A 20,644-nucleotide genomic window follows, 5' to 3' on the forward strand; every position below is an offset into this window, starting at 1 on the left:
CCTCCGCGAGGAGTACGTCGAGCGCCGGCGGTTCACCATTGCCAAGGGTGATGGCCAGACGCAAAGGATCCACCTCGCGAGCCAGGCAAGGCGCCGGCATGATGCGGGCCAAGGCCGGCATTCCCGTCAGGCGCCCGTCCGCATCGGTCTGGAACCTGAGATTCCCGCCCCTCTTGGATGTGTTGCTGTACCCAACGTCAACACCGCCATGGGCAAACGCCCTCGCCTGCGCCTCGTATGAGCACAGCGTCGCAATCGCATCCGGCACGGCATTCCAGGCTGAGAAAACCAATTGTTTGGTGACCTGCTTTGCCCGTGTCCACGGGCCGGCCAGTTGGGTATAGGGCAACGACGGCGGAAGCCAGAGAAGCTCCCACAGACCAGCACCCACGGTTTCTTCAATGAATCCGCGCATCCTGGCGTGCGGGATCTGCAGGGGTTCATGGGCCTCGATGCGATCCACATCGATCGTACTGAGCCCCTTCCCGCGAGCGATCGCGCGCCGAAGCTTCTTTGGTGGTTTGGTCGTAATGGCATCCAGCTCCCGGCGCATCTGGTAACCGCGCATGTAGCTGAGCATGTACGGCACCGACTTCCAGTACTCGATGACATCCGGCAATCCCGCCGCATGCGCCGTGGAATCGATGTTCCGGGCATATTCGAGATCCAGGGGCGCCAGATCCATGACGTGCTCGTCCCCGGAAAGCATGGCATCGCGCCGGCGCGTCAGGCCCACGCGCTCCGTTCTGCACATCACCCGTAGCAACCGCGATTGAAGCCCCTCACGCGCCAAATGAATGCCCTCGTGATCGCCCTCTGCCAGTTGCCGGCAGCCGCGGCGATAGGTCTCCAGTGCCCAACGCAGTCCGTCCACCTCGTGCGCGTCGCCGTACAGGAACCCCACCGTATCCAGGAAGTTCTGGTGGTGATCCTCCTCCGACTCCCCGTGCATGCTCAGCATCCGGTACGGAGTCGCCGACAGCAGCAAGAGCCGCGCACCCTCCAGCGAGAACAGGTCATTGGCCAGTTCGGCTTCTTCTGTCTCCCCGTTCAGCAGGTCGGAAAACCGCTGGAACTCGTCCAGGATCACCAGCGATGGGCGCAGCGCATCCAGACAGACGCGCGCGAGCCTGCGGCGCAGCCGGCCCACCAGGGCATTGCGCTCGGCATTCGTCTCCGCCGGCCACTCGGATTCTGGTAGTTCAAAGACCTCGCACATCCGCTGCAGCTCTCCGCGCAGTTCCGTCTGCTGGCGCATATCCTCCAGAAACGCGGCGGCCAGGTCGGCCTCGATCTCCTCCGACCCCTCTTGCAGCAATTTCGGCCAGCGTTCCCCCACGTTGCACTGGAGCACCTTGCTCAGACCAATCGGGCTCAGACCCTCCATCCCGTCGAGCAGATGGAACAGCAGCACCCGCTCCCGTGCGATCCCCGTGCTGGAGCGAAGGTTGAAGGTGGTCCCCGGGGTCAGGCTGATGAAATTGACCGGATTCCGGTTGAGCTGATGAACCGTCTCGGGCAACAGGGTCAAGCGGCTGGCCCGTTCAAAATGGCTGTCCTCGAGTACATTCATCCGGCGGATGTTCTGCTGCGCAATCGCCGCGTTCGAGCACACGTAGATGATGTCGACGCGCTCCCCCTGTCCGCTCAGCGCCTCCAGGCTGCGCGCGATGACCCCCCGAGCGACCAGCGTCTTGCCCAGCCCCACCTCGTCGGCCACCAGAAAGCGCCCGCTGCCGGCCGGGTCGAATAGCCGCTGGAATGCGTAATCCACAGTGCGGCGCTGAAAGGGCTTGAGCCCATCCAGTACCGGCCCGGCATCGAAGCCCTCAATCCCGGCCATCACGGTGCTCCATCGCTTCCTGATACGTCCGCCACAACGCCTCAAATTCCGGCGGCACCAGGTCAGAGGTGCCCAGGCGTCCCTGCAAGCGCTCGATCATTTCGGCGATATCCCGCAGGCGCTCCGGCTCCCGGCTGTAGCACCGAGTCATCTCTTCCAAAAGCGGCAGTTCGTCCAGCACCACCCTTTGCCAGTGCCCGTGTCCACTTCCCGCCATCGGGATAAAGGCGCCAGCAGCGGCATCGTCATTCGCCAGTAGCAGCATCAGATACCGCAGGAACCCGTCGCGATTATCCACCACGGCACGCAGAATGGCCGCTTCGCGCTCCTCTGCCGGCAAGCCCTCGATCGGCAGGTTCAGTGCAAAGCGCAGCGCGTGGTCCGCCGCCGGATCCGTAAGCTCAAAGGCAATGACCCCGGTCAGGTAGGCCACGCCGCCATACGGCAACTCGCTTCTCCCTGCAGCGCCGCCCGCCCCAAGCGCTGCCGCATCATTGGGTGACCGGCTCACCGGCCACACGCGGCAATTCACCGACTCCGGCAGTTCCACCTGCCCGACCAGCCACCACCGCCACATATCCTCCGAACTGCCGGCCTCGCAAACCACCCGCAACCCACCACGCGCAAGCTCGGTTCGCGCCCGCTCCAGTCGCTCGCGCGCCCGCACGAGTTCCGCATCCGCGGGTGCGGCGCGCTCCCCGGGTTCCCAGCGCTGCAACACGCCCCCCAGGCCCTTTTCGCCCAGCAGGTCGTCGATGCCACCCAGTTTGCGCCGAGGGCCTTTCAGCGTCGCGATCACCTCCAGGTTGTGCTGCGCCAGCAACGCCGCATCCGTCACGTTGGCCGACCCCAGCGTGATCGACGTGCGAGCACCCCGTTCGCTGATCCATGCCTTGGCGTGCAGCCCGTGGGTGTCGTGGTCGATCTCGCCCTCGTTGTCCTCGGTCTCGGCCGCCTCGTGCAGCACGTAACAGCCACCGAAGGCGCCGCACACATCCGCCGAAACCTGCTCCAGCTCTTCCGGACGCGAGACCAGCGCCACCGGCGCGCGACTGGCCCCGGCCAGCCGGCCCAGCGCCGCATCCTTCAGAAACGGCGAGATCACCGCCAGGCGATCGCTCTTCTCGGGTTCCCAGCGCATCCCAGGCAGGCCCGGAACCGCGAACTCGATGGTCTCGGCGCCATGGGGCAACGCGAATTTGCAAGCCATCAAATCGCGGGCCAGCTCCCGCGCCTGCGCCCGCCGGCCCGCATCGACCTCGCGCGCGGCCAGTCCCGGCAGGCCCTCCAGCAGCTGAGCCAGTGGCCGGTTCGCCTCAATCATTTCCTCGCCCAGCTCGCCATCGAGCTGCAGCGAGAGATCCCAGGAGCGATCGTCGGTCACGTTGCGCGACAGAATCGCTACCCGCAGCAGCGGCGGTTCCCGCACCCCCTCGTCTGGCCGGAAGCGCAGCACCCAGACCTTGGGATGAAACACCCCGTCCCCGGGTGGCTCCATCTCGACCATGCACGGCTCCAGCAGCCCGAACAGGTGATTGCCAGCCGTCGGCGCGCGCATCTGGCCGCGCTGGAGATAGAGCGTGACCCGATCCATCGTGCGGCGAACCGACTCGTACACCGCGATCCCGTCATCCCGCCGCTCCGCCCCTAGCAGGGAGAGATGCACGGGAATGGTCAGCAGCGTCGGAATATCCAGCGAGAACGTCGTGCCCAGCGCCTGGTCCAGCGAGTATCCGGGCGGGGGTGTGAGCAGGCTCGTATACTGGCTGCGGCCATTCGGATCGAGCATTACCCGTCCTCCCCCTGCAACGCCGCGTACAGGTCACGGTGGAACCGGCTCACCGTCGGCCAGCGATAGTTGTAGCGAGAAGCGCCCGACTGGCCGCTCCATTGTGTCAGCGCCTGCGGGTTGGTGAAGCGCGAACGCGCCTTCTTCAGCAGCGATTCACGCCGACGCACCAGATCACGCGCGGCCTCGTCCGCCCGCAGCCGCGTCCCATCGCTGCCACAGGCCGATACCCGTTCGCGCCAGTCGCGCAGGAAGTCGCGCGCCCCCTGCTGCACCCCCAGCGTTCCCCTCTTCGTCAGCGTAAACAGATCTTCCAGGTTCCATTCCGCCAACGGCAGTGCACGGGCCGCTTCGGTCCAGTCATCCATCCGCTGCTCGTAGTGCTCGACCCAGTCCTCGCGTTCCCGCCGCTCGGACAGCGCCAGGTTGTAGAGCAGGAACGCCCCCTGCGCGAGCACCGCAAGTTTCTCCGCCTGATCGAGCAACGCCTGCTGCCGCTCGCTGAACCCCGCCCGGTCCGGGTGCTCCCAGGGGTATTCCACGTCCGCTGGAGCACAGCGCTCGAACAGATGGGCCAACAGGCTCGCCGGATGACACTCGCGCACCCGGTCCAGAATGAAAGCCCCCTCCGCACGGCCCAACGCCAGCGTCACATCTGCCGGGAACCGCTCAGGCGCTTCCGGCAGACCGGCATGCCAGGTGCGAAATTCCGAACCGCTGTCGCCCGATTCACCCTCGCCCGCCAGAGCCACACCCTCGCGCCGCCGTTCCACCAGCCCGGCCACACTGCGGTGGTAGCGCTCCTGCGACAGCGGCACCTCCCGAATGCCCCACGACGCCAGCCCCGCCCAGTACACCGAGCTCGGCAACCGCTGCAGCGTCCGCCCGGATCCGATGCCGAAAACACCGACCCGGTCGTCCGCCTCGCGCAGCACATCCACAATGCGAAACTCCAGATCGGCCGCGCGCGCCGGCACCTTCTCCGCCGCAAGCGCGCCCTGCCCCAACTCCGACTCGACCTGCTGATACACCCACCCCACCAACAGCATGTAGCGCAAGCGCGTCTGGATCGTACTCGTGCCCGGAAACAGCAGATCCGCCAGGTTATCCCGAATCGCCCCAAGCCCCAGCTCATCGCGCGTATCGCGCTCCCCGAACATCGCCAGCACGCGCATGCTCCGCTCCTGCGCCTCCGCATCGTGATCAAGCCAGGCAATTCTCGACTGGAGCATTCGTTCCCCCTCTCACCTCCGCCCGCTACACCAGATGCGGGCCCGAACCACAGCGCCAGACAGTCATTTCCGACTCAAAACCGCACTTCTGAGCTCCATCGAAGCGGCCTCAAACCCATTAATGCTTTCCTTTACAGTCACTTACCAAGGTCCAGCCCCGATACCTTCCCCCAGCGGAAAAGCCGGCACGCGTTGACGCTCTTGTTATCTGCTTAAGCACCTACGCGGTTCCTAGTGACTGCTGAGAATCCCAGACCTGTAAGGTAAACAGGGAACTCCTGTCTCAATGCTTCATGACAACGGTTCACCAAAAACTCAACATCTTCTGCGACCTTTTTTACCGCAGTATTCGAAATAGGCTGTGGAGACACTTTTGGTCGATCACAATTGTGTATGCAATCGTGTCGCCTTTGAAATATCAGCTCGAATCTGTCATCGAGTTTTTCCAAAGCCGATTTTCTTGCCTTTCCTTTTTGCGACGGATTCAGCGCTCTATATTTCGTGGACGATATCCCAAACAGCCGTTGCTTGGATTCTGAGTGGAGTATCCATTGCTCCAAATTATCAGCAACCAAAAGTTTGTGTGGCTTCCTGAAGAAGTGATTAAACAACTGCCTGATTTTCACGAGGGAAAGAACATTCTCCTCTTCAATCATTTCACGAGCCGCCATTCGCCACCTCCAACCACCGTTCGCCTGGCGAAGAATTGCGGTAACTGGCACCTTCAGGTTATTGAACCGATCTGGAATCTGGATCTTTGGCTCTTGTTCCTTTGCACGGATTGCTCGCGAAACCAGATCCGCATAGGCGTCGGAAAAGTATGCGTCACAAGCCCCAACACACATCATCCAAGTCGCCCGAAGTATGTCATCCCGAACGTCGCCCGCAGCTACTGTGCCCGCGTGTGTCAGGAGAGACCTAGCACGGGAGAGATCGTCTGAGAAATGATTAATGGCCGTATCGAGCATCAAACTATCTCGGGCTAACGGCACGCTAAGGCGCGCGAGCCTTACTCGCGTCGCTTGAGCGATTAGTTAGGTTGGTTTACCCCAAAATCCACCGACCGTTGTTGCATTTTCGGAATATGTTTATGTATTTCCAATACCTCATACCTCTTGTTGAGAAAGATTCCGGTATCCAGATCCTTTTCTTGCTGAATGCGCATTTTCGCTCTCAGCATATCTCCCGGTGCGATCATGATTTTGTGTGCGGCGAAATCGTCATAGAATCGTTCATCTAAAACCGGTGCTGCGATCTTCACACCTCTCCAGACAAACTCCCAACGACGCTTCCCGCGCTCCAGAATCGCGCGCACAATCTGAAGCTCCACAATCTCTTCGATCTCACGGCTCGACACTTCAGTTTCTGAGGCATCTTCCGCGGCGGCTCGTACCCGTTCTTTTGGAATCTGCAATTCCGGCGTCGAGTCATCAATCCGGCCGGTTATGCCAAAGCCGTCAATAGCCGGATCCTCGGCGATAGCACGGAACCCACGACCAACATTGGACCGAAACTGATGCTTTTCCTCGAGTTCCTTCATCGCGTCGTGAACCTCGCGCGGTACCACGACACGTCTGTCGCCTTCTTCGATGACGACTTGATCATCGTTCACGATTACTTTGACATTGTCTTCTGGGGCGAGTGTGTTCTGGTATATATATGCAGCCACTACCGATAGGGCGATCGCCTTTGCGTTCTCTTTGGAGAAAAGATTTCCTGCGCCCTTGTATAGCGCACCTATCTGAGCTTTGAAGCTGCCATCCGCGAGCGATTCAACGACGACCTCAACCTCGTAACCAGGGTTTATCTGGTTATTGGCATACTTCACCGCATCGGCGAATGAGACAAGGGTCGTTGCGAGCGTGTACGCGTTGATCCGAGTTGTTTCGGTGCCGAAGTAGAGGACAAATGCGTTATTGTATTCTTCGAGGTAAATATCCAATGTTTTAATCCATTCCTGTTACCTAACAGTGTATCAGACAGAATCTGGGATATTGGCGTTATGCAGATTCTGGATAGCACCGCTATAGCCGTGATATCCAGCTAGCGAAGTTCGATCCGATTCGGTTGGCAACACGGGCATGCGAGGTGGCGGGCGAAACCGAATGATGGCATCGCAGCGTCGTGGCTTTCGCTTTTCGGTTGACGAGGAGCGCCACCATGCGCTGAAGCACTTGTTCATTGGCCGGGCCAGGTGGTCGCGGTTCGTTGTTCCCCTGCCGCGCCCGTCAGCAAGCGCAGAATCAGCAGCGCAAAGTCTCGCTGGCGCTCCGGGTCATCCAGGACCTGCATAGAAAGCTTTTCGTGGTCGGTCATCGCGTCGAGGACGGTGTCGGTGACGCGTTTGGGGAACAGGCCGTGCATCACCTGGTCGGGGCTGTGGTTTTCGACCTGGGCCATAACGGCGTCGTCGCGGCGGATGCGGTCGGCGATGCCGTTGGCGAACTGGAGCTTGTCTGCGTCGCTTACCTCGGCGCCAAACAGTTCGTTGAGCTGGTCGATGATCTCAGAGAGGCGTTTCTTTTCCGGGTCGTGGGGCTTGCCGGAACCGACGTCGGAGACGGGCTTGAGGCCGTCGTAGCCGGCACCCTCCTCTTCGAGGCTCAGGCGCTGTTCGGCGCGCTTGTTCAGGCGGTAGTGCGTCAACTCCAGCTCGTCGACGTCGATGGCGTCTTCTTCGATGTTTTCGATGCGCAGCAGCGGGTGCAGCGCGCGAGCGTAGACGTTGAGCTGTTCCAGCTCGCGGTCCTCGAAGTCGACGATCTGTGACAGGAACTCGTAGCTGCGCACGAAGCTCTGCAGGTTCTTGCGGAACAGGTCGAGCTCGTCGCGGGTGGTGTGGGCGTCCTTCAGCTCCTGCTCGGCGCGCTGCAGGCCGGCCTTGTCGCCGTTGCGGTCGGCTTCGGCATGGGCGGCCTTCCAGGTCTGGATCTGCTCCAGCACCGCCTTGTAGCGGGTGTGGTAGCGCTCCTTCGCGGGCTGACAGTAGTAGCTGAGCTGGCTGGCGCCGGCCTTCGGATCAAAGAAGGAGCGGGCGAAGTTCTCCACCTCGTCCCAGTGGTAGATCCCGGCGGCGTCCAGGCTCTTTTGCAGGTCGTAGACGATCTGGTGGTCGGAGACGTCGGCCAGCTCGGCCTTGTTGTAGTACGGGCGGAAGGCCTCGAGGATGTCTTCGGCGTCATTGAAGAAGTCGAGGACAAAGGTCGCCTCCTTGCCCGGAAAGGTGCGGTTCAGGCGCGACAGAGTCTGCACGCACTCCACGCCCTGCAGCTTCTTGTCCACGTACATGGCGCAGAGCTTGGGCTGGTCGAACCCGGTCTGGAACTTGTTGGCGACGATCATCACGTTGTATTCGTCGGTCCTGAACGCCTCGGCCAGGTCGCGGCCCTTCAGCCCCGGGTTCAGCAGCGTGCTGGTCTCGGTCACCTCCTCGGGAATCACCTCGTCGGGCAGGACGGAGCCGGAGAAGGCGACCAGCGCGTGCACGTCGGTGTAGCCCTTGCCCTGGATGTACGCGCGCATGGCCAGCGCGTAGCGCACGGCCTCCTGGCGGCTGCCGGTCACCACCATGGCCTTGGCCTGGCCATCCAGCAGGTGGCGCACGTTGGCGCGGAAGTGCTCGACGATCACCTCCACCCTCTGCGAGATGTTGTAGGGGTGCAGACGCACCCAGCGGGCGATCTTCGTCGAGGCCTTGCGCGACTCCACCTCCTGCTCGTCGGCGTGCGGGTGCGCCAGCTTCCAGGCGGTGGAGTACGTGGTGTAGTTCTTCAGCACGTCGAGGATGAAGCCTTCCTCGATGGCCTGGCGCATGGAGTACAGGTGGAAGGGCTCGGGCTTGTTATCCGCCGACGGCGGCAGCTCCGGGTCCGGCGGGCGGCCGAACAGCTCCAGGGTCTTCGCCTTGGGGGTGGCGGTGAAGGCGTAGTAGCTGATCCGCTCGGCCGGCTTGCGCGCGGCCACGGCCGCGTCCAGCAGCTCCTCGGCGCTGATCTCCTCGTCCTCCGGCTTGTCCGTTCCAAGAATCGCCTTCAGCTTGGTGGCGGACGACCCGGTCTGCGAGGAATGCGCCTCGTCGGCGATCACCGCGTAGCGCCCGGCGGCCAGGTCCGGGCGCTTGTCCAGCGCATCGAACAGCGCCGGGAAGGTCTGGATGGTCACGATGATGATGCGGGTCTGCTCGGCCAGCGCCTCGGCCAGTTGCTCCGACTTGCTCTGGCTGCCGACGTCACGGGTGATCGGCCGGACCACGCCGTGGGCATGATCGAACTGGTAGATGGTGTCCTGGAGCTGGTCGTCCAGCACCGTGCGGTCGGTGACCACCACCACGGAGTTGAACAGCTTGCCGCCCGCCTCGTCGTACAGCGCGGCGAGCTGGTGCGCGATCCAGGCGATGGAGTTGGACTTGCCGGAGCCGGCGCTGTGCTGGATCAGGTAGCGCTGCCCGGCGCCTTCCTCACGCGTGGCTTCGATCAGGCGGTTCACCACGTCCCACTGGTGGAAGCGCGGGAAGATCAGCGACTCCTTCTTGCGCCGCTTGCCGTGGAAGTCCTCCTCGGTCTTCTGCTCCAGGTGCAGGAAGCGGCCGATGATCCGGAGCCAGGCATCCGGCTGGAACACGCGCTGCCACAGGTAGCCGGTGGCGTAGCTGTCCGGGTCCGGGGGTGCAGGGTTGCCGGCGCCGCCCTCCTCGGTGCCCTGGTTGAAGGGCAGGAAGAAGGTGTCCTTGCCGTTCAGGCGCGTGGTCATCGCCACCTGGTCCTGGCTGACCGCAAAGTGCACCAGCGCCCCGCGCTTGAAGGTCAAAAGCGGCTCGGGCTTGCGGGTGACCGGGTCCTTCAGCGGCCGGTCGCGCCGGTACTGGCGCTTGGCGTTCTCCACCGACTGCTTGAACTCGCTCTTGAGCTCCAGCGTGGCGGTGGGGATGCCGTTGACGAACAGCACCAGATCCAGCCGCGGGTTGTACTCGCCGCTGCGCGCGTGCGGCGAGTACGAGACCTCCGCCACCACCCGCAGGCGGTTGGCGCGGTAGCGCGCCAGGGACTCGGGGTTCATCTCGTGGTCGGGCTTGAAGCTACACAGCTCCAGCTTTACCCCCGGGGTCTTCACCCCGTGGCGCAACACCTCCAGCGTGCCATCGCGCTCCAGCTCTCGGGTGACCACACGCACCAGGGCCTTCTGCGGGTCCTGCGAGTTCTTCGCGGCGAACTTCTCCCAGCGCTCCGGCCAGGCCTCCTGCAGGTAGGCGACCAGATCCTCGGTGTACAGGGCGTTGGCGGCGTCATACCCGCTGGCCGGACCGGTCAGCCAGCCATCGGCGGTCATCGCTTCGATGATGTCCTGCTGAAACTGGGCTTCCCTGCTATCCGCCATCAATGCTTCCCTTCCTGGTGGTTACGGCCTCCGATGGCTCCCAATTTGCAGGGTTATGCGCGCAACGGCAAACCGCCATTCCCGTGGCCCGCCCCAGATTCCTTATGGAGAACGGTAATGCGGTTCCAAAACGCGCCCGGCGCCTGGCTAATGCGAACCGCCTGCGGCGTCACCCTTCAGCGGGTTCCTGGCGGCTTCTTCCTGGAGGCGCTCGACCAGCCACACCTTGATGATGGACTGACGGGTCACGCCGATGCGCGCCGCCTCGCGGTCCAGCGACTCCACCACCCAGGCGGGAAAGTCGACGTTGATGCGCTTCTGTTCCTGATTGACGCGGCGCGCCGACGAGAGGTCGAGATCGCCAACGATATCTTCCTGCCCTTCGTCGAATTTCTTGTCGAAGTCTTTAGCTTTCATAGAGCTCCACCTCCTTCCTGCGGGAGCGCCTGACGGAGATCAGGCGAGTACGGCCTTCCCTGTAGGTGACGACAGCCGACCAGTGTCTTCCAGCAATCTTCCCGATCAGCAGGAATCGCGGCTCGCCCTCGGACCTTGCCCGGATCTCCAGCAGGTTCGGGTCTTCCCACTGCGCCTGGGCGGTCTCGAAATCGATACCGTGCTTTTCCAGATTGGCCCTGCTTTTGGCCTGGTCGAACTGAAACTCAGCTATGAGTGGTAATTATACCTTTTCCGCTCATTCGGAAGGAACGGTTTAGGCGCGACACCGCCAACCGCCAGCGGGTGCCGCGCAGTCGGTCGGCTGAACATGCGCGTGTTCCGCCAGGAGCAGGAACCGACCAACCGCGTGCGAAATCGATCGCTCGCCGGTAACACATGCGGTGGATCAGAGAACTTCTAGAGTGCCTTCTGCGGCTTCGGTGACCAACTGCTCCTGCCCATTCGCCGTAGGTTTTGGACGGTGTCCTCACGTTTCCACTCGATGCGGCCGTTGGCCACCCTTCGCACTACAGGTCCCGCGCCAGCACTGGGGCTGGCACCCGCGTTGCAATCAAGTGGCGGGCGCGGGTGCCGTTACCATCCGGGACGCCCCATGGTAGACACTGTACCGATGCTATCCCATGTCTCGGTGACTCAAGGATCGGCGAAAGAGAGTATCGGACGAGCGCGTCGCGAAGCTTCGCTTATACAACGCGCCGTTTCACCTTTCGTCCCCGTTCACTAGACTTTTTCGCCTTAACCCGTCCAGTAGTTTTCTTGCCCTTAACTTGTGCCGTCCCGTTGCACTCGGGATACTTGACGCATCCATAAAAATGTCCGTATCGGCCCTCTCTGAGGCGTGTGGTTTTGCCACACTTCGGACACGCGGGCCCGTTCACGGCTGGCTTTGGCTCACCGCCTTTTCCCCCAGAAACCTTCTTCGGGGCCCTGCTGGATCGGTCGAAGCTTTGAGTCCAACCACATTCACTTTCACACGCGAAGTAAGGCCCATAACGCCCCATGGCATAGATCGTCCATCCTCCACAGCTACCACAGGCCGGATTCTCTTTCTGGTGTACCTCAACCTCCTTTGCACGGGTAACCGTTACAAGCTCGATGATTTGCTGAACCGCTTCACGGTTGTCCATCCGCATCATGATCTCTTCAGTGCGGGCGGTATGGGATAACGGGTTCAGAGAACCAATCCAAGCTATCTGATCATCGATCAACACCAACTTTTGATGGATGTAACGCCTAAGATCGATCGTTACGCCAATACCCTCCAGCGCTCGAAGGGCCTCACGCCCATGTTCTTCCGGGATCGAGCCGTTGTCCCGCGGCGGGCGGGTAACACAGCGAATCTTCACCCCTTCAGCGAGTTTGCGGCGGAAAAGGTCGCCGTAACTCGCAACGCGCCTCGGCGTAATAAAGCCAGAAAAGATCGTGATCGACTGTTTTGCCTCAGTCATGTCTTCCTGAGCCAGAGCCTCAAACTCGCGCTGGCTGACAGCACCGTGACGGAAGTTCAAGTCCGCCGACATGTGGGTGCGCGATGGCAAATCCTCTTCAATCGGATAGAGGTCGAGAACCTCCTGCACGTCAATGACACGACCCTTCCGCTGCATCTCGTACAGGATCTCACGCAGATACGCGTCGCATGGAAGTTTTTCATCAAGGTAGGTCAGGTTCGCAAGCACGACCAAATGATTCTCGGCTCGGCTCACCGCGACATTGAACAGCTTGGCACCTGCATCGGCCATCGCCGTCGCTTGGAGGAAAATTCCGGCATTGGGGTCGCCGACGCTGTCGACCAGATCGAGCAGCATCATGTTCTTCTCGTCACCCTGGTAGCGGTGCACCGTACCCGCCGCGATGCTGTCCCCTAGGCCTTCGCCGGAGAGGATCTTCCGGAACAGCTTCGCCTGAGCAGCGTACGGCGTACAGATACCAAGGTCTGTCGTGCCTTCGATGAAGCCCTCTCGCTTCAAATAGCGACAAAGGTTACGCGCGGCCAGAGCATGCATCATGTTGAATCTGGACTTTACGCGGTCGCGTGCTGCGAATGGCCAGATCCTCGATGTATCGATGACCGTCAGTGGTCCCGCGAAAGGATCAGGCGGCGCCTTTTCCTTCTTCTCTCTGTCTCCTGTCCGGAGTTGACCGCGGTAGAACAGTCCAGAGATGAGTCCACAGATAGCTGGATCCATACGGTACTGCTCATCCAGCATGACAACACGCTCATCAAGGGCCCCATCCGCGCACTGTTTCTCGATACCTGCCGTCGCAAACACGGTAGTTGCAAACAAATCCGCCAATGCCTGCTGCTCCGTCTGCACAATCGGTGGCAACTGGGCGAAGTCGCCCGCAACCACAACTTTCTCTTTAGCAAGGCCCGAAGCGTAGAACACTGCCGGTGGCAGAATCATGGATGCTTCGTCGATAACAACCGCGTCGAAGCCGGAAAACAGAGAAGGGCTAAGATAGCTCTTGGTCACAGTGGCCCCGATGACGCGCGCCTGCTCAAGAGCAGTACGCTGAACATCGTCGATCTGACGATTCAGGTCGGCCAGTTCTTCGCTAAAAGGCTGGCGCTGCTTCTCATACTCCTCCACCTGCCGCGCCAGTGCGGTGCGATCCTGGCCTCTCAAGTGTTCCTGCATGCGCGCAATAGCCCCCTGCGCATCAGAAAACTTCCGAGCAAGCCGTTCACAATCCGCTTTTGCGGTCGCCGCCTCATCTTGCGCCACACGAAGCGCACGCTCATTTCTCTGTATGTCCTCCCGCACATTCTGCTCACTACGCATAAGCATGCGGCGGAGCATGCCGGCGGCCGCACGTGCATCCAGCTCCTGACGCAGTTGCGTCAGCGTAGCTTCCTTCCTTTCAATCGCGTCGAGACTGTCCGTCTCGCGCTTGCGTGCCTCTGCCTCCGACTGCCGAATTTTTTCCAGGCTGCGTTGGTACTGGTCCAACCGCTTGAACACTTCCAGCAGGCCCTGCGCGCCCTCCACAGTCTGTGCAAGGCAAGCAAGCTGGCGCTCCACCTCGGCCTTACGTTCACGCAGAGACTCTGACTTGCGCTCGACGATGCCCTCAAGACCAACGTACGCGCTGAACTCGCCCTGAAGCTCGTTGTGACTAATTCGGCCCACACGAACCACATGACCCGTATCGAGAACCTGAGGATCATGAGCCTGAAGTACTCGAGCGAGTTTGAGCAGCAGTTGGTCCACGGCCTGATTGGTGTTCGAACAGACCAGGACCCGCTTCCCCTGCGCGTACAAGGAGTGCACTAGCGCCGCGAGCGTCTGCGTCTTGCCTGTCCCCGGTGGCCCCCAGAGATAGAGTGCCTCGCTACCCAGGCCTCGTTCGACGCCCTGCACCTGCTTAGTGTTGAGCCCGTAATTATCCGCCACCCGAGGCAAGGGCACACGCTCCAAGATTCGCGGCGCCCCTTCCAGCACGTTCTCGGCCAACGATGTGTTGAACCCCGTCAGCTCCCGTTTTTCAGCCTGCGACAGGCGATCCTTCAGGGAGACCAGTAGCGCAGCGCTGTCCGTCTTGAGCAAACAGTGGTTCAAGTGCTCGCCAAAATCCTCATCGAGGGCCAGCAGCAATTTGTTCGGCAACAATGAGACGACCTGCCCGGGGGCCATACGACCGCCGACGACCACCTGGACCTCCGCACCCTCGAACAGGTTGGCTTCCTCACTGAAGTCGAACAGATAGCCGCATTTGCTGCCGTCCAAGGGCTTTCGCAGGCCGTTCTCTAGTTCTATCCGGAGCTCGCCGTACCCCTTGCGCCGTATCTCCTCGACCAGCAGTTCGAGCCCATCTACATAGCGCGCCGCGCGCGATGCCTCTGCTTCGGCGAGCTTAAGGTCCGTCTTCAGCTTTGGTACGTACTTGGCTGGGCGGCCTGTGCATCCACGGGCAGCAACCCTGCGGAACTCGTTGGGTAGCACCTCACTCGGGTCAGGAACGGCCGGGGCCGTTGCCTTTCTAGATGGCTCCGGCCGAGTATCTTGACGGGACTCGAAGTCCTGAGCGGTAGGAGATACCAACTCGAAGTCTTTGGACACATCGCGCAGCGCGGCCTCCACGCGCTCGCGCAGCCCCCTCGCCTTTGGCGTCCGGCGGTGATCAAGCTCAGCCAGCAATGCGCGCAAGACATTGGGATCGCAAGCCTGTGTGCGAAACAATGCTTCCAGTTCTCGGAAGCGCTTCTGGAGGTACGGTCGATTCATACAGGGGTCAGTGGTCTTGTGGTGTCGTCGCGGAGAAGAATACTTCTTTCTCCCTGAGGTCTGGCCCGACTTTGACCATTTGGTCCCGGTCGGCCCCGCCACCCATCCAGATTCCGCGCTGGCACGAAGAAGAAATGCTTCCTCTGCCTGCCATGATGCTCTCTGTTGTTAAGGCTCGTCCCCGTCGGCTCCGGCCACTTCGCTAACCAACTGGTCCTGCCACTCCCCGTAGGACTGGCCGGTGTCCTCCCGCTTCCATTCAGCGCGGCCATTGGCTGTTCGTCCACTCACCATAGCCGCAGCGGCACTTGGGCTGGAAAAGGCGTAGTCGCGGGTAAACCGCAGCAGTCCATCCTCGCCTCCCACGACCACGCCTTCCTCACAGAGCTGCTGATGCAGGCGTTGATAGCCGTGGGCGGGGCCCACCCACTCCGACCGCGCAATTGAGCCTTCCAGCACAAAGAACTCACCCTCCGCCTCCTGCCCGAATGCGGTTATGCCGTGCTTGGGCAGGGACAGGCGGAACCGGGGGGATTCCGAAACATCCGCGGCACTTGTCGCTGCGCCATCCTTCAATTCGTGGGAAGGCGGCCGGCTCGCATCGCGCAGGAACTCGAAGCCGAGTACAGGGAGCACGGTACGGATCTGTTCCAGGAAGAAGGCCATGTCGGCCTGGTCGGCCTCGGGCAGGCCGATGTAGTCGTGGCGGGTCCCGTTGACCAGAGTGCAGCGGCCCACGCGCTGGGCCTGCTGGATCAGCAGGCTCTCCAGGTACTTCACATGGGCCTTGGTCAGGTTCTGGTCCTTGCTGGTGATCAGGCAGACCTTCTCCCAGAAGTCCTTGCCGCCCTGTTCCTCGGTGCGGTTGTGCTGCTTGAGTCGCTTGCCGACATCATCCGATTCGCCGATGTACACCTGCGGGCGCGCGCTGTTTTCCGCATCCGGCCCGACCAGAAAGTACACGCCGGTGCGGCCGCACTCCGGACGCTGCACCAGCTCGCTCAGCTTGCCGCGCGGCCCGGTAAGCACATGCCCGGTCCAGTTCATGATCTCCGCCGTCAGCAGCCCGTGCGGCGTACCGTCCACCAGGAACAGGCGGATGCTGCGGCCCTGGCTCATGCCGCACCGCCTCGCGCCGAATACCCCGCTGACTCCTCGGCGACCATCGCCAGTTCCGGCTCTTTCGTCTCGGCCCCGGCCGACCAGCCGCGGACATCGATCTTGCCGGTGACGGCGGCGGAGATCAGGGCTGATCGCCTTTCCTGAAGCAAATACTTGGCCTTTTCTGCTTCAGATATTAGGCCCGAAAAACTCTCTAACTCACGTTCTATATGACCGACCAAATCATATTGCTCCCCAAGTGGCGGAAGAGGTACATAAACATCTTTCACGTACCCGCAATTAAGGTGAGGATGTAGAGCTCCTGTCTTTATAGAAAGCAGGGAGTTATAGCCATAATCCGAGTTCAATACCCAAGATAGCCATACCCCATATAAAAACTCGGAAACTGGTGACACGACGATCAATGCGTGGCAGTTCGAACCTGTAAACTCCTTAGTGACCACCGCCACCTGGCCAATATCACCAGTCTGCACAATCAGGACATCCCCTGCCCGCAATATCGATTTATGGTGAAGGCGACTCCACTCTTCAGACACGAAATACTTGGGTGAAAAAACGATCTGATTATTCTTGATATGAAGGGACTGAAGATAGGGAACCCCTTCACTGACGAAAATATCCCGCGTCGGCCCAACATATCCATTCGTAATCTTTTCCGTAACGGTAGACAGCTTCCGAATCTCCCAATGCGCGGGCACCTCGCCCAGCCAGTCGACGCCGGAGTCCTTCATGGGCACGTTGGGGTCAAGGCCCTTGGTGACGGCGTGGGAGATCACCGCCTGCCGCTTCTCCTTCAGCAGCTCGACCAGTCGCCGCTGTTCCTCGATCAGCGTATCGATCTTCCCAGTCTCGTTATCAAGGAAGGCAACTATACGCGTCTGCTCAGTAACCGGCGGCAGCGCATAGGCAAGATTCTCGAATGTCTCCTGATACAAGTGAAGGATCGTGCTACCAGTTCTGTGTATGCCGATATAGTCCTTAAAAACACGAGACTGTAGCAACCAATAATAGAATCGAGTCGAGTATTTTTCTTTCAGCGGGCGAACAACAAAAATACCACTATTTAGGGTGGCCTTACCAGGAAGCCCTTCAACCAGAATCAACTTACCAATAGTTCCATCTTTGGTTATTAGAAGATCGCCTTCTTTCAGCTGGATATGAGGGTCTTGGGCGTACCGCTCCTCAGTGCAATGATAACATTCCGACCAACAAACAGACTTCCCTTTGAAGTCACTCCCTGTCACAAGATACGGACCCACTTCTGTAAATTCATCACTGGTAAGCCCATGCCAGCCAATACGGGCTTTTACGTGAGAATCATATTTTACTCTTGAAAGGGCCCAATGCGCCGGCACCTCGCCCAGCCATTCGACGCCGGAGTCCTTGTACTCGGGATACTTCGGGAAACTCACGCCGACAGCTCCTCGATCATCTGCTTGATGCGGGTGGTGACGGCCTTCAGGTCGGCATCGATCTCTTCCAGCGGCCGCGGGGGCTGGAACACGTAGAAGTGGCGGTTGAAGGGGATCTCGAAGCCGACGATGCCGATTTCGCCGTCCTGCTCGTCGCGCTTGTCCTGGTCGATCCAGGCGTCGGGGACGTGCGGTTTCACCTCGCGTTCGAAGTACTCGAACACGTGCTCTCCCAGCGGGACGTTCTCGGTGTCGCGCAGGTCGCTGTCCGGTTCCGGGTGGCCCTTCCTGTCGGTGCAGATGTCGGCTTCCGGGTCGCGTTCGCTCAGGCCGTTCCACACGGCCTTCAGCGCGGTGGCGGGCAGCTTCACGTCCAGCGCCTTCAACTGGGCCTTCAGGTCTTGCAGGAAGGCCTCGCGGTTGGTGTATACGCGCTCGGCGTCCAGGCGCTCGCAGGCGGCCTGCACGCCCAGGCGGGTGGTCTCGTCCAGCTTCTGGATCGGCTTTTCGGCCAGCATGCGTTCGATGCGCTCGGGGCTGGCCTGAAAATTCAGGCGCAGCGGTCGTTCGACCGTAATGCGGCGGTAGCCGAAGGCCTCGTTCGGGAAGATCTTGCTCTTGTCGCTCTCTTCGAAGGCGCCGTAGCTGCGCACGATGGCATCGATATTGGCGTCGTCGATGAACTGGCGTTTGGAGCCGAGCGACTTGCGCATCTTGGCGTAGCGCTCGGTGGCGTCGATGAGCTGTACGCGGCCGCGGCGCTCGGCCGGCTTGTTGTTGTTCAGCACCCAGATGTAGGTGGCGATGCCGGTGTTGTAGAACATGTCGGTGGGCAGACCGATGATGGCCTCCACCATGTCGTGCTGCAGCAGGTAGCGGCGGATCTCGGACTCGCCACTACCGGCCCCGCCGGTGAACAGCGGAGAGCCGTTGAGGATGATGCCGATGCGCGAGCCACCCTCGCGCGGGTCCCGCATCTTGCTGACCAGGTGCAGCAGGAACAGCAGCGAACCGTCGGACACGCGCGGCAGGCCGGGGCCGAAGCGGCCGTTGAAGCCGTTGTGCTGGTGCTCGTCCACCACCTGCTTCTGGACCTTCTTCCACTCCACGCCGAACGGCGGATTGGCGAGCATGTAGTCGAAGTGCTCGTCCGCGTGCTGGTCGTCCGACAGGGTGTTGCCGAGCTTGATGTTCTCGACGTCCTGGCCCTTGATGAGCATGTCCGCCTTGCAGATGGCGTAGGACTCGGGGTTCAGCTCCTGCCCGTGCAGGGACACGCTGACATCCTGGCTGATCTGCTGGATATACTCCTCGCTCTCGGACAGGAAGCCGCCGGTTCCGCAGGTCGGGTCGTAGACGGTGACGATGCCGTGCGGCTGGAGCTTGTGGTCCTGCCCGGTGAGCACCAGCGAGGTGGTCAGGTGAACCACGTCACGCGGGGTGAAGTGCTCCCCGGCGGTCTCGTTGGAGCTCTCCGCGAACTTGCGGATCAGCTCCTCGAACACCAGCCCCATACCGAAGTTGGAGATCCGAGCCGGGCGCAGGTCGATGGCGGAGAAGCGTTGCACCACCTGGTACAGCAGGTTGTTGCTGGCGAGCTGCTCGACGTAGTCCTCGAAGTGGAAGTGGTCGAAGATCTCGCGGGCGTCCTTGCTGAAGGACTCGATGTAGCTCATCAGGTCCTCGGCCGTCTGCGTGTCCGACAGACTCGCGAGCGACAGCGGCGAGGTGTTGAAAAACGGCTGATCCGCCTCGCGCAGCAGAAACTGCTCGCGGACCGTCTCCGACTTGTTCTCGTGCTCCTTGGCAGCAGCCAGCACGCCATCCTTGGTCGGCTCCAGCACGCATTCCAGCCGTCGCAGCAGCGTGAACGGCAGGATCACCCGCCCGTACTGCGACTGCTTGAAGTCACCGCGCAGCAGATCCGCCACCGACCAGATCCACGCGGCGGTCTCTGAATGATTCTCCGTGTTCAAGCCCTGCTCCCCTGTTCGTTCTTCCATGCCGGGCACCAAGCCCCAGTGATGGGGACATTGTTGCAGCAAACGAAGGCACGCGGCGAACAGAGGAACGACAGCCGCCTTATCGGCCACCCACAACCCTGCTATGTGACGGTAACAATTGCGGCCGCAGGCCCAAGAGCGCCCGTCAGGCTACGCACCCATCCGCGCCTTGATGAGCTTCTTCAGTTCGTCCACGGCAAGCGGCGGTACTTGCCTATGCACCACCGCGTGACAGTTAGGGCACAGCGGAATGAGGTCATGGACAGGATCGACGGTATATTCCTTCCCGATGTCGGACAGGCGAACGTTGTGGTGAACCTCAATTAGGTCCTTTGCGATGGGCCCATATCGCTCTTCGAAGGACATCCCACAGGCCTGGCAAGTCAGCCCATAGTGCTCCAGACATTTCCGCCGCGCTTCTGGGTTACGCTCGTACCGCGTCGCCACGGTCAATAGCCTCTTCCCTTCCACCACGCCCATCGATGCCGAATATGCAGGGCGCTGCGCGCGCTCTGCCCAGCGAGCTTCCAGCACCTCAGCCACGTCGCTCGCTATCGTCACGCCGGAGGCCTGGGGAAACCAGTCCTGAGCATCAAGCGGTTTTGAGCGGAGTTCAGCCTCGTCCACCACAGGCTGTTCACTCAGAACATCAAACTCGATCTCCACAACGTTGGCGGTATCGCCTTTCGCACGCCGCTCTGCATCCCAATGATGCCTTTCGCGCGGACTCGACAGCACGATACCCGAGCCGATCAAACCCTTGGGTGGCTCACCCAGCCGAATCAGAAACGCGCGGTCTCCAGGCTGAACGTTCTTGGTTACTCCACAGCTCCATTCATCTCTGTAAGAACCTTCCTGGTTCGCCCGAACAACCGCCCGGGGAAGCTCATCCCAAACCCACTTTCTTGGGTTCCAGGCAAAAAGAATCGTCTTCATCCAGTCACTCTGTAGTGGTCAAGTGATTTCGGACACCTCGATCGGTGTTTCGGCTGTCCATTTTCGCTCGTAGGCGTTGGGCGACAGGTAGCCCAGGGTCGAGTGCCTTCGGCGCTCGTTGTAGAAGCCGACGATGTAGTCGGTGATGTCCCGGGTGGCCTCGCCGTGATTGGCATAGTCCCGTCGCCAGACGCGCTCCATCTTCAGGTTTAGGAAGAAGCGTTCGGCCACCGCATTGTCCCAGCAGTT

Annotated in this window: 13 protein-coding genes and 1 pseudogene; all 14 read right to left on the reverse strand. The window is 61.1% G+C overall.

Annotation, left to right across the window (positions count from 1 at the left end):
* Window positions 1-1,843: pseudogene (locus F791_RS0112840) on the reverse strand (hypothetical protein); the annotation flags it as partial.
* Window positions 1,830-3,632, reverse strand: a complete 1,803-nt coding sequence (locus F791_RS0112845; protein ID WP_019592734.1) for a phospholipase D family protein — start codon at window positions 3,630-3,632, stop codon at window positions 1,830-1,832. The pseudogene F791_RS0112840 and the gene F791_RS0112845, both read right to left, overlap by 14 nt.
* Window positions 3,632-4,864, reverse strand: coding sequence for a DUF6361 family protein (locus F791_RS0112850; RefSeq protein ID WP_026333041.1), 1,233 nt, complete (start codon window positions 4,862-4,864; stop codon window positions 3,632-3,634). The genes F791_RS0112845 and F791_RS0112850 overlap by 1 nt, the downstream gene beginning before the upstream one ends.
* A gap of 212 nt (window positions 4,865-5,076) precedes the next feature.
* Complete coding sequence (locus tag F791_RS13720; protein WP_156000541.1) at window positions 5,077-5,832, reverse strand: hypothetical protein; 756 nt, start codon at window positions 5,830-5,832, stop codon at window positions 5,077-5,079.
* A gap of 62 nt (window positions 5,833-5,894) precedes the next feature.
* The gene (locus F791_RS0112855) at window positions 5,895-6,806 is read right to left on the reverse strand and encodes a hypothetical protein (RefSeq protein WP_019592736.1); all 912 of its coding nucleotides are present in this window, start codon (window positions 6,804-6,806) and stop codon (window positions 5,895-5,897) included.
* A 236-nt stretch (window positions 6,807-7,042) separates the two neighbouring features.
* Window positions 7,043-10,237: a type I restriction endonuclease subunit R gene (locus F791_RS0112860; RefSeq protein ID WP_019592737.1), complete on the reverse strand. Its 3,195-nt coding sequence runs from the start codon at window positions 10,235-10,237 to the stop codon at window positions 7,043-7,045.
* Between the two features lie 147 nt (window positions 10,238-10,384).
* On the reverse strand, window positions 10,385-10,654 hold the full coding sequence (brnA, locus tag F791_RS0112865; RefSeq protein WP_019592738.1) for a type II toxin-antitoxin system BrnA family antitoxin: 270 nt from the start codon (window positions 10,652-10,654) through the stop codon (window positions 10,385-10,387).
* Window positions 10,644-10,907: a BrnT family toxin gene (locus tag F791_RS13620; RefSeq protein ID WP_081622328.1), complete on the reverse strand. Its 264-nt coding sequence runs from the start codon at window positions 10,905-10,907 to the stop codon at window positions 10,644-10,646. The genes brnA and F791_RS13620 overlap by 11 nt, the downstream gene beginning before the upstream one ends.
* Window positions 10,908-11,379: 472 nt before the next feature.
* Complete coding sequence (locus F791_RS0112870) at window positions 11,380-14,922, reverse strand: AAA domain-containing protein (protein WP_019592739.1); 3,543 nt, start codon at window positions 14,920-14,922, stop codon at window positions 11,380-11,382.
* Between the two features lie 168 nt (window positions 14,923-15,090).
* On the reverse strand, window positions 15,091-16,041 hold the full coding sequence (locus F791_RS0112875) for a GIY-YIG nuclease family protein (RefSeq protein ID WP_018139199.1): 951 nt from the start codon (window positions 16,039-16,041) through the stop codon (window positions 15,091-15,093).
* Window positions 16,038-17,456 carry a restriction endonuclease subunit S gene (locus tag F791_RS0112880; RefSeq protein ID WP_231362278.1) on the reverse strand — a complete coding sequence of 473 codons (1,419 nt, stop codon included), beginning with the start codon at window positions 17,454-17,456 and terminating at the stop codon, window positions 16,038-16,040. The genes F791_RS0112875 and F791_RS0112880 overlap by 4 nt, the downstream gene beginning before the upstream one ends.
* Window positions 17,453-19,432: a class I SAM-dependent DNA methyltransferase gene (locus F791_RS0112885; RefSeq protein ID WP_019592740.1), complete on the reverse strand. Its 1,980-nt coding sequence runs from the start codon at window positions 19,430-19,432 to the stop codon at window positions 17,453-17,455. Before F791_RS0112885 ends, F791_RS0112880 begins: the two co-directional genes overlap by 4 nt.
* A gap of 177 nt (window positions 19,433-19,609) precedes the next feature.
* The gene (locus F791_RS0112890; RefSeq protein WP_026333042.1) at window positions 19,610-20,395 is read right to left on the reverse strand and encodes an HNH endonuclease; all 786 of its coding nucleotides are present in this window, start codon (window positions 20,393-20,395) and stop codon (window positions 19,610-19,612) included.
* Between the two features lie 18 nt (window positions 20,396-20,413).
* Window positions 20,414-20,644 (reverse strand): IS3 family transposase (locus tag F791_RS0112895; RefSeq protein ID WP_019592425.1); only part of this gene is annotated, 231 nt, incomplete at its 5' end.

It is taken from the genome of Thioalkalivibrio sp. ALRh, from assembly GCF_000381425.1.
In the GTDB taxonomy this organism is placed as follows: Bacteria; Pseudomonadota; Gammaproteobacteria; order Ectothiorhodospirales; family Ectothiorhodospiraceae; genus Thioalkalivibrio.

Bases quoted from the DNA above. Each gene is read 5' to 3' on its own strand.
- F791_RS0112845 (WP_019592734.1), bottom strand. From the start codon at position 3,632: ATGCTCGATCCGAATGGCCGCAGCCAGTATACGAGCCTGCTCACACCC.
- F791_RS0112850 (WP_026333041.1), bottom strand. From the start codon at position 4,864: ATGCTCCAGTCGAGAATTGCCTGGCTTGATCACGATGCGGAGGCGCAG.
- F791_RS13720 (WP_156000541.1), bottom strand. From the start codon at position 5,832: ATGCTCGATACGGCCATTAATCATTTCTCAGACGATCTCTCCCGTGCT.
- F791_RS0112860 (WP_019592737.1), bottom strand. From the start codon at position 10,237: ATGGCGGATAGCAGGGAAGCCCAGTTTCAGCAGGACATCATCGAAGCG.
- brnA (WP_019592738.1), bottom strand. From the start codon at position 10,654: ATGAAAGCTAAAGACTTCGACAAGAAATTCGACGAAGGGCAGGAAGAT.
- F791_RS0112870 (WP_019592739.1), bottom strand. From the start codon at position 14,922: ATGAATCGACCGTACCTCCAGAAGCGCTTCCGAGAACTGGAAGCATTG.
- F791_RS0112875 (WP_018139199.1), bottom strand. From the start codon at position 16,041: ATGAGCCAGGGCCGCAGCATCCGCCTGTTCCTGGTGGACGGTACGCCG.
- F791_RS0112890 (WP_026333042.1), bottom strand. From the start codon at position 20,395: ATGAAGACGATTCTTTTTGCCTGGAACCCAAGAAAGTGGGTTTGGGAT.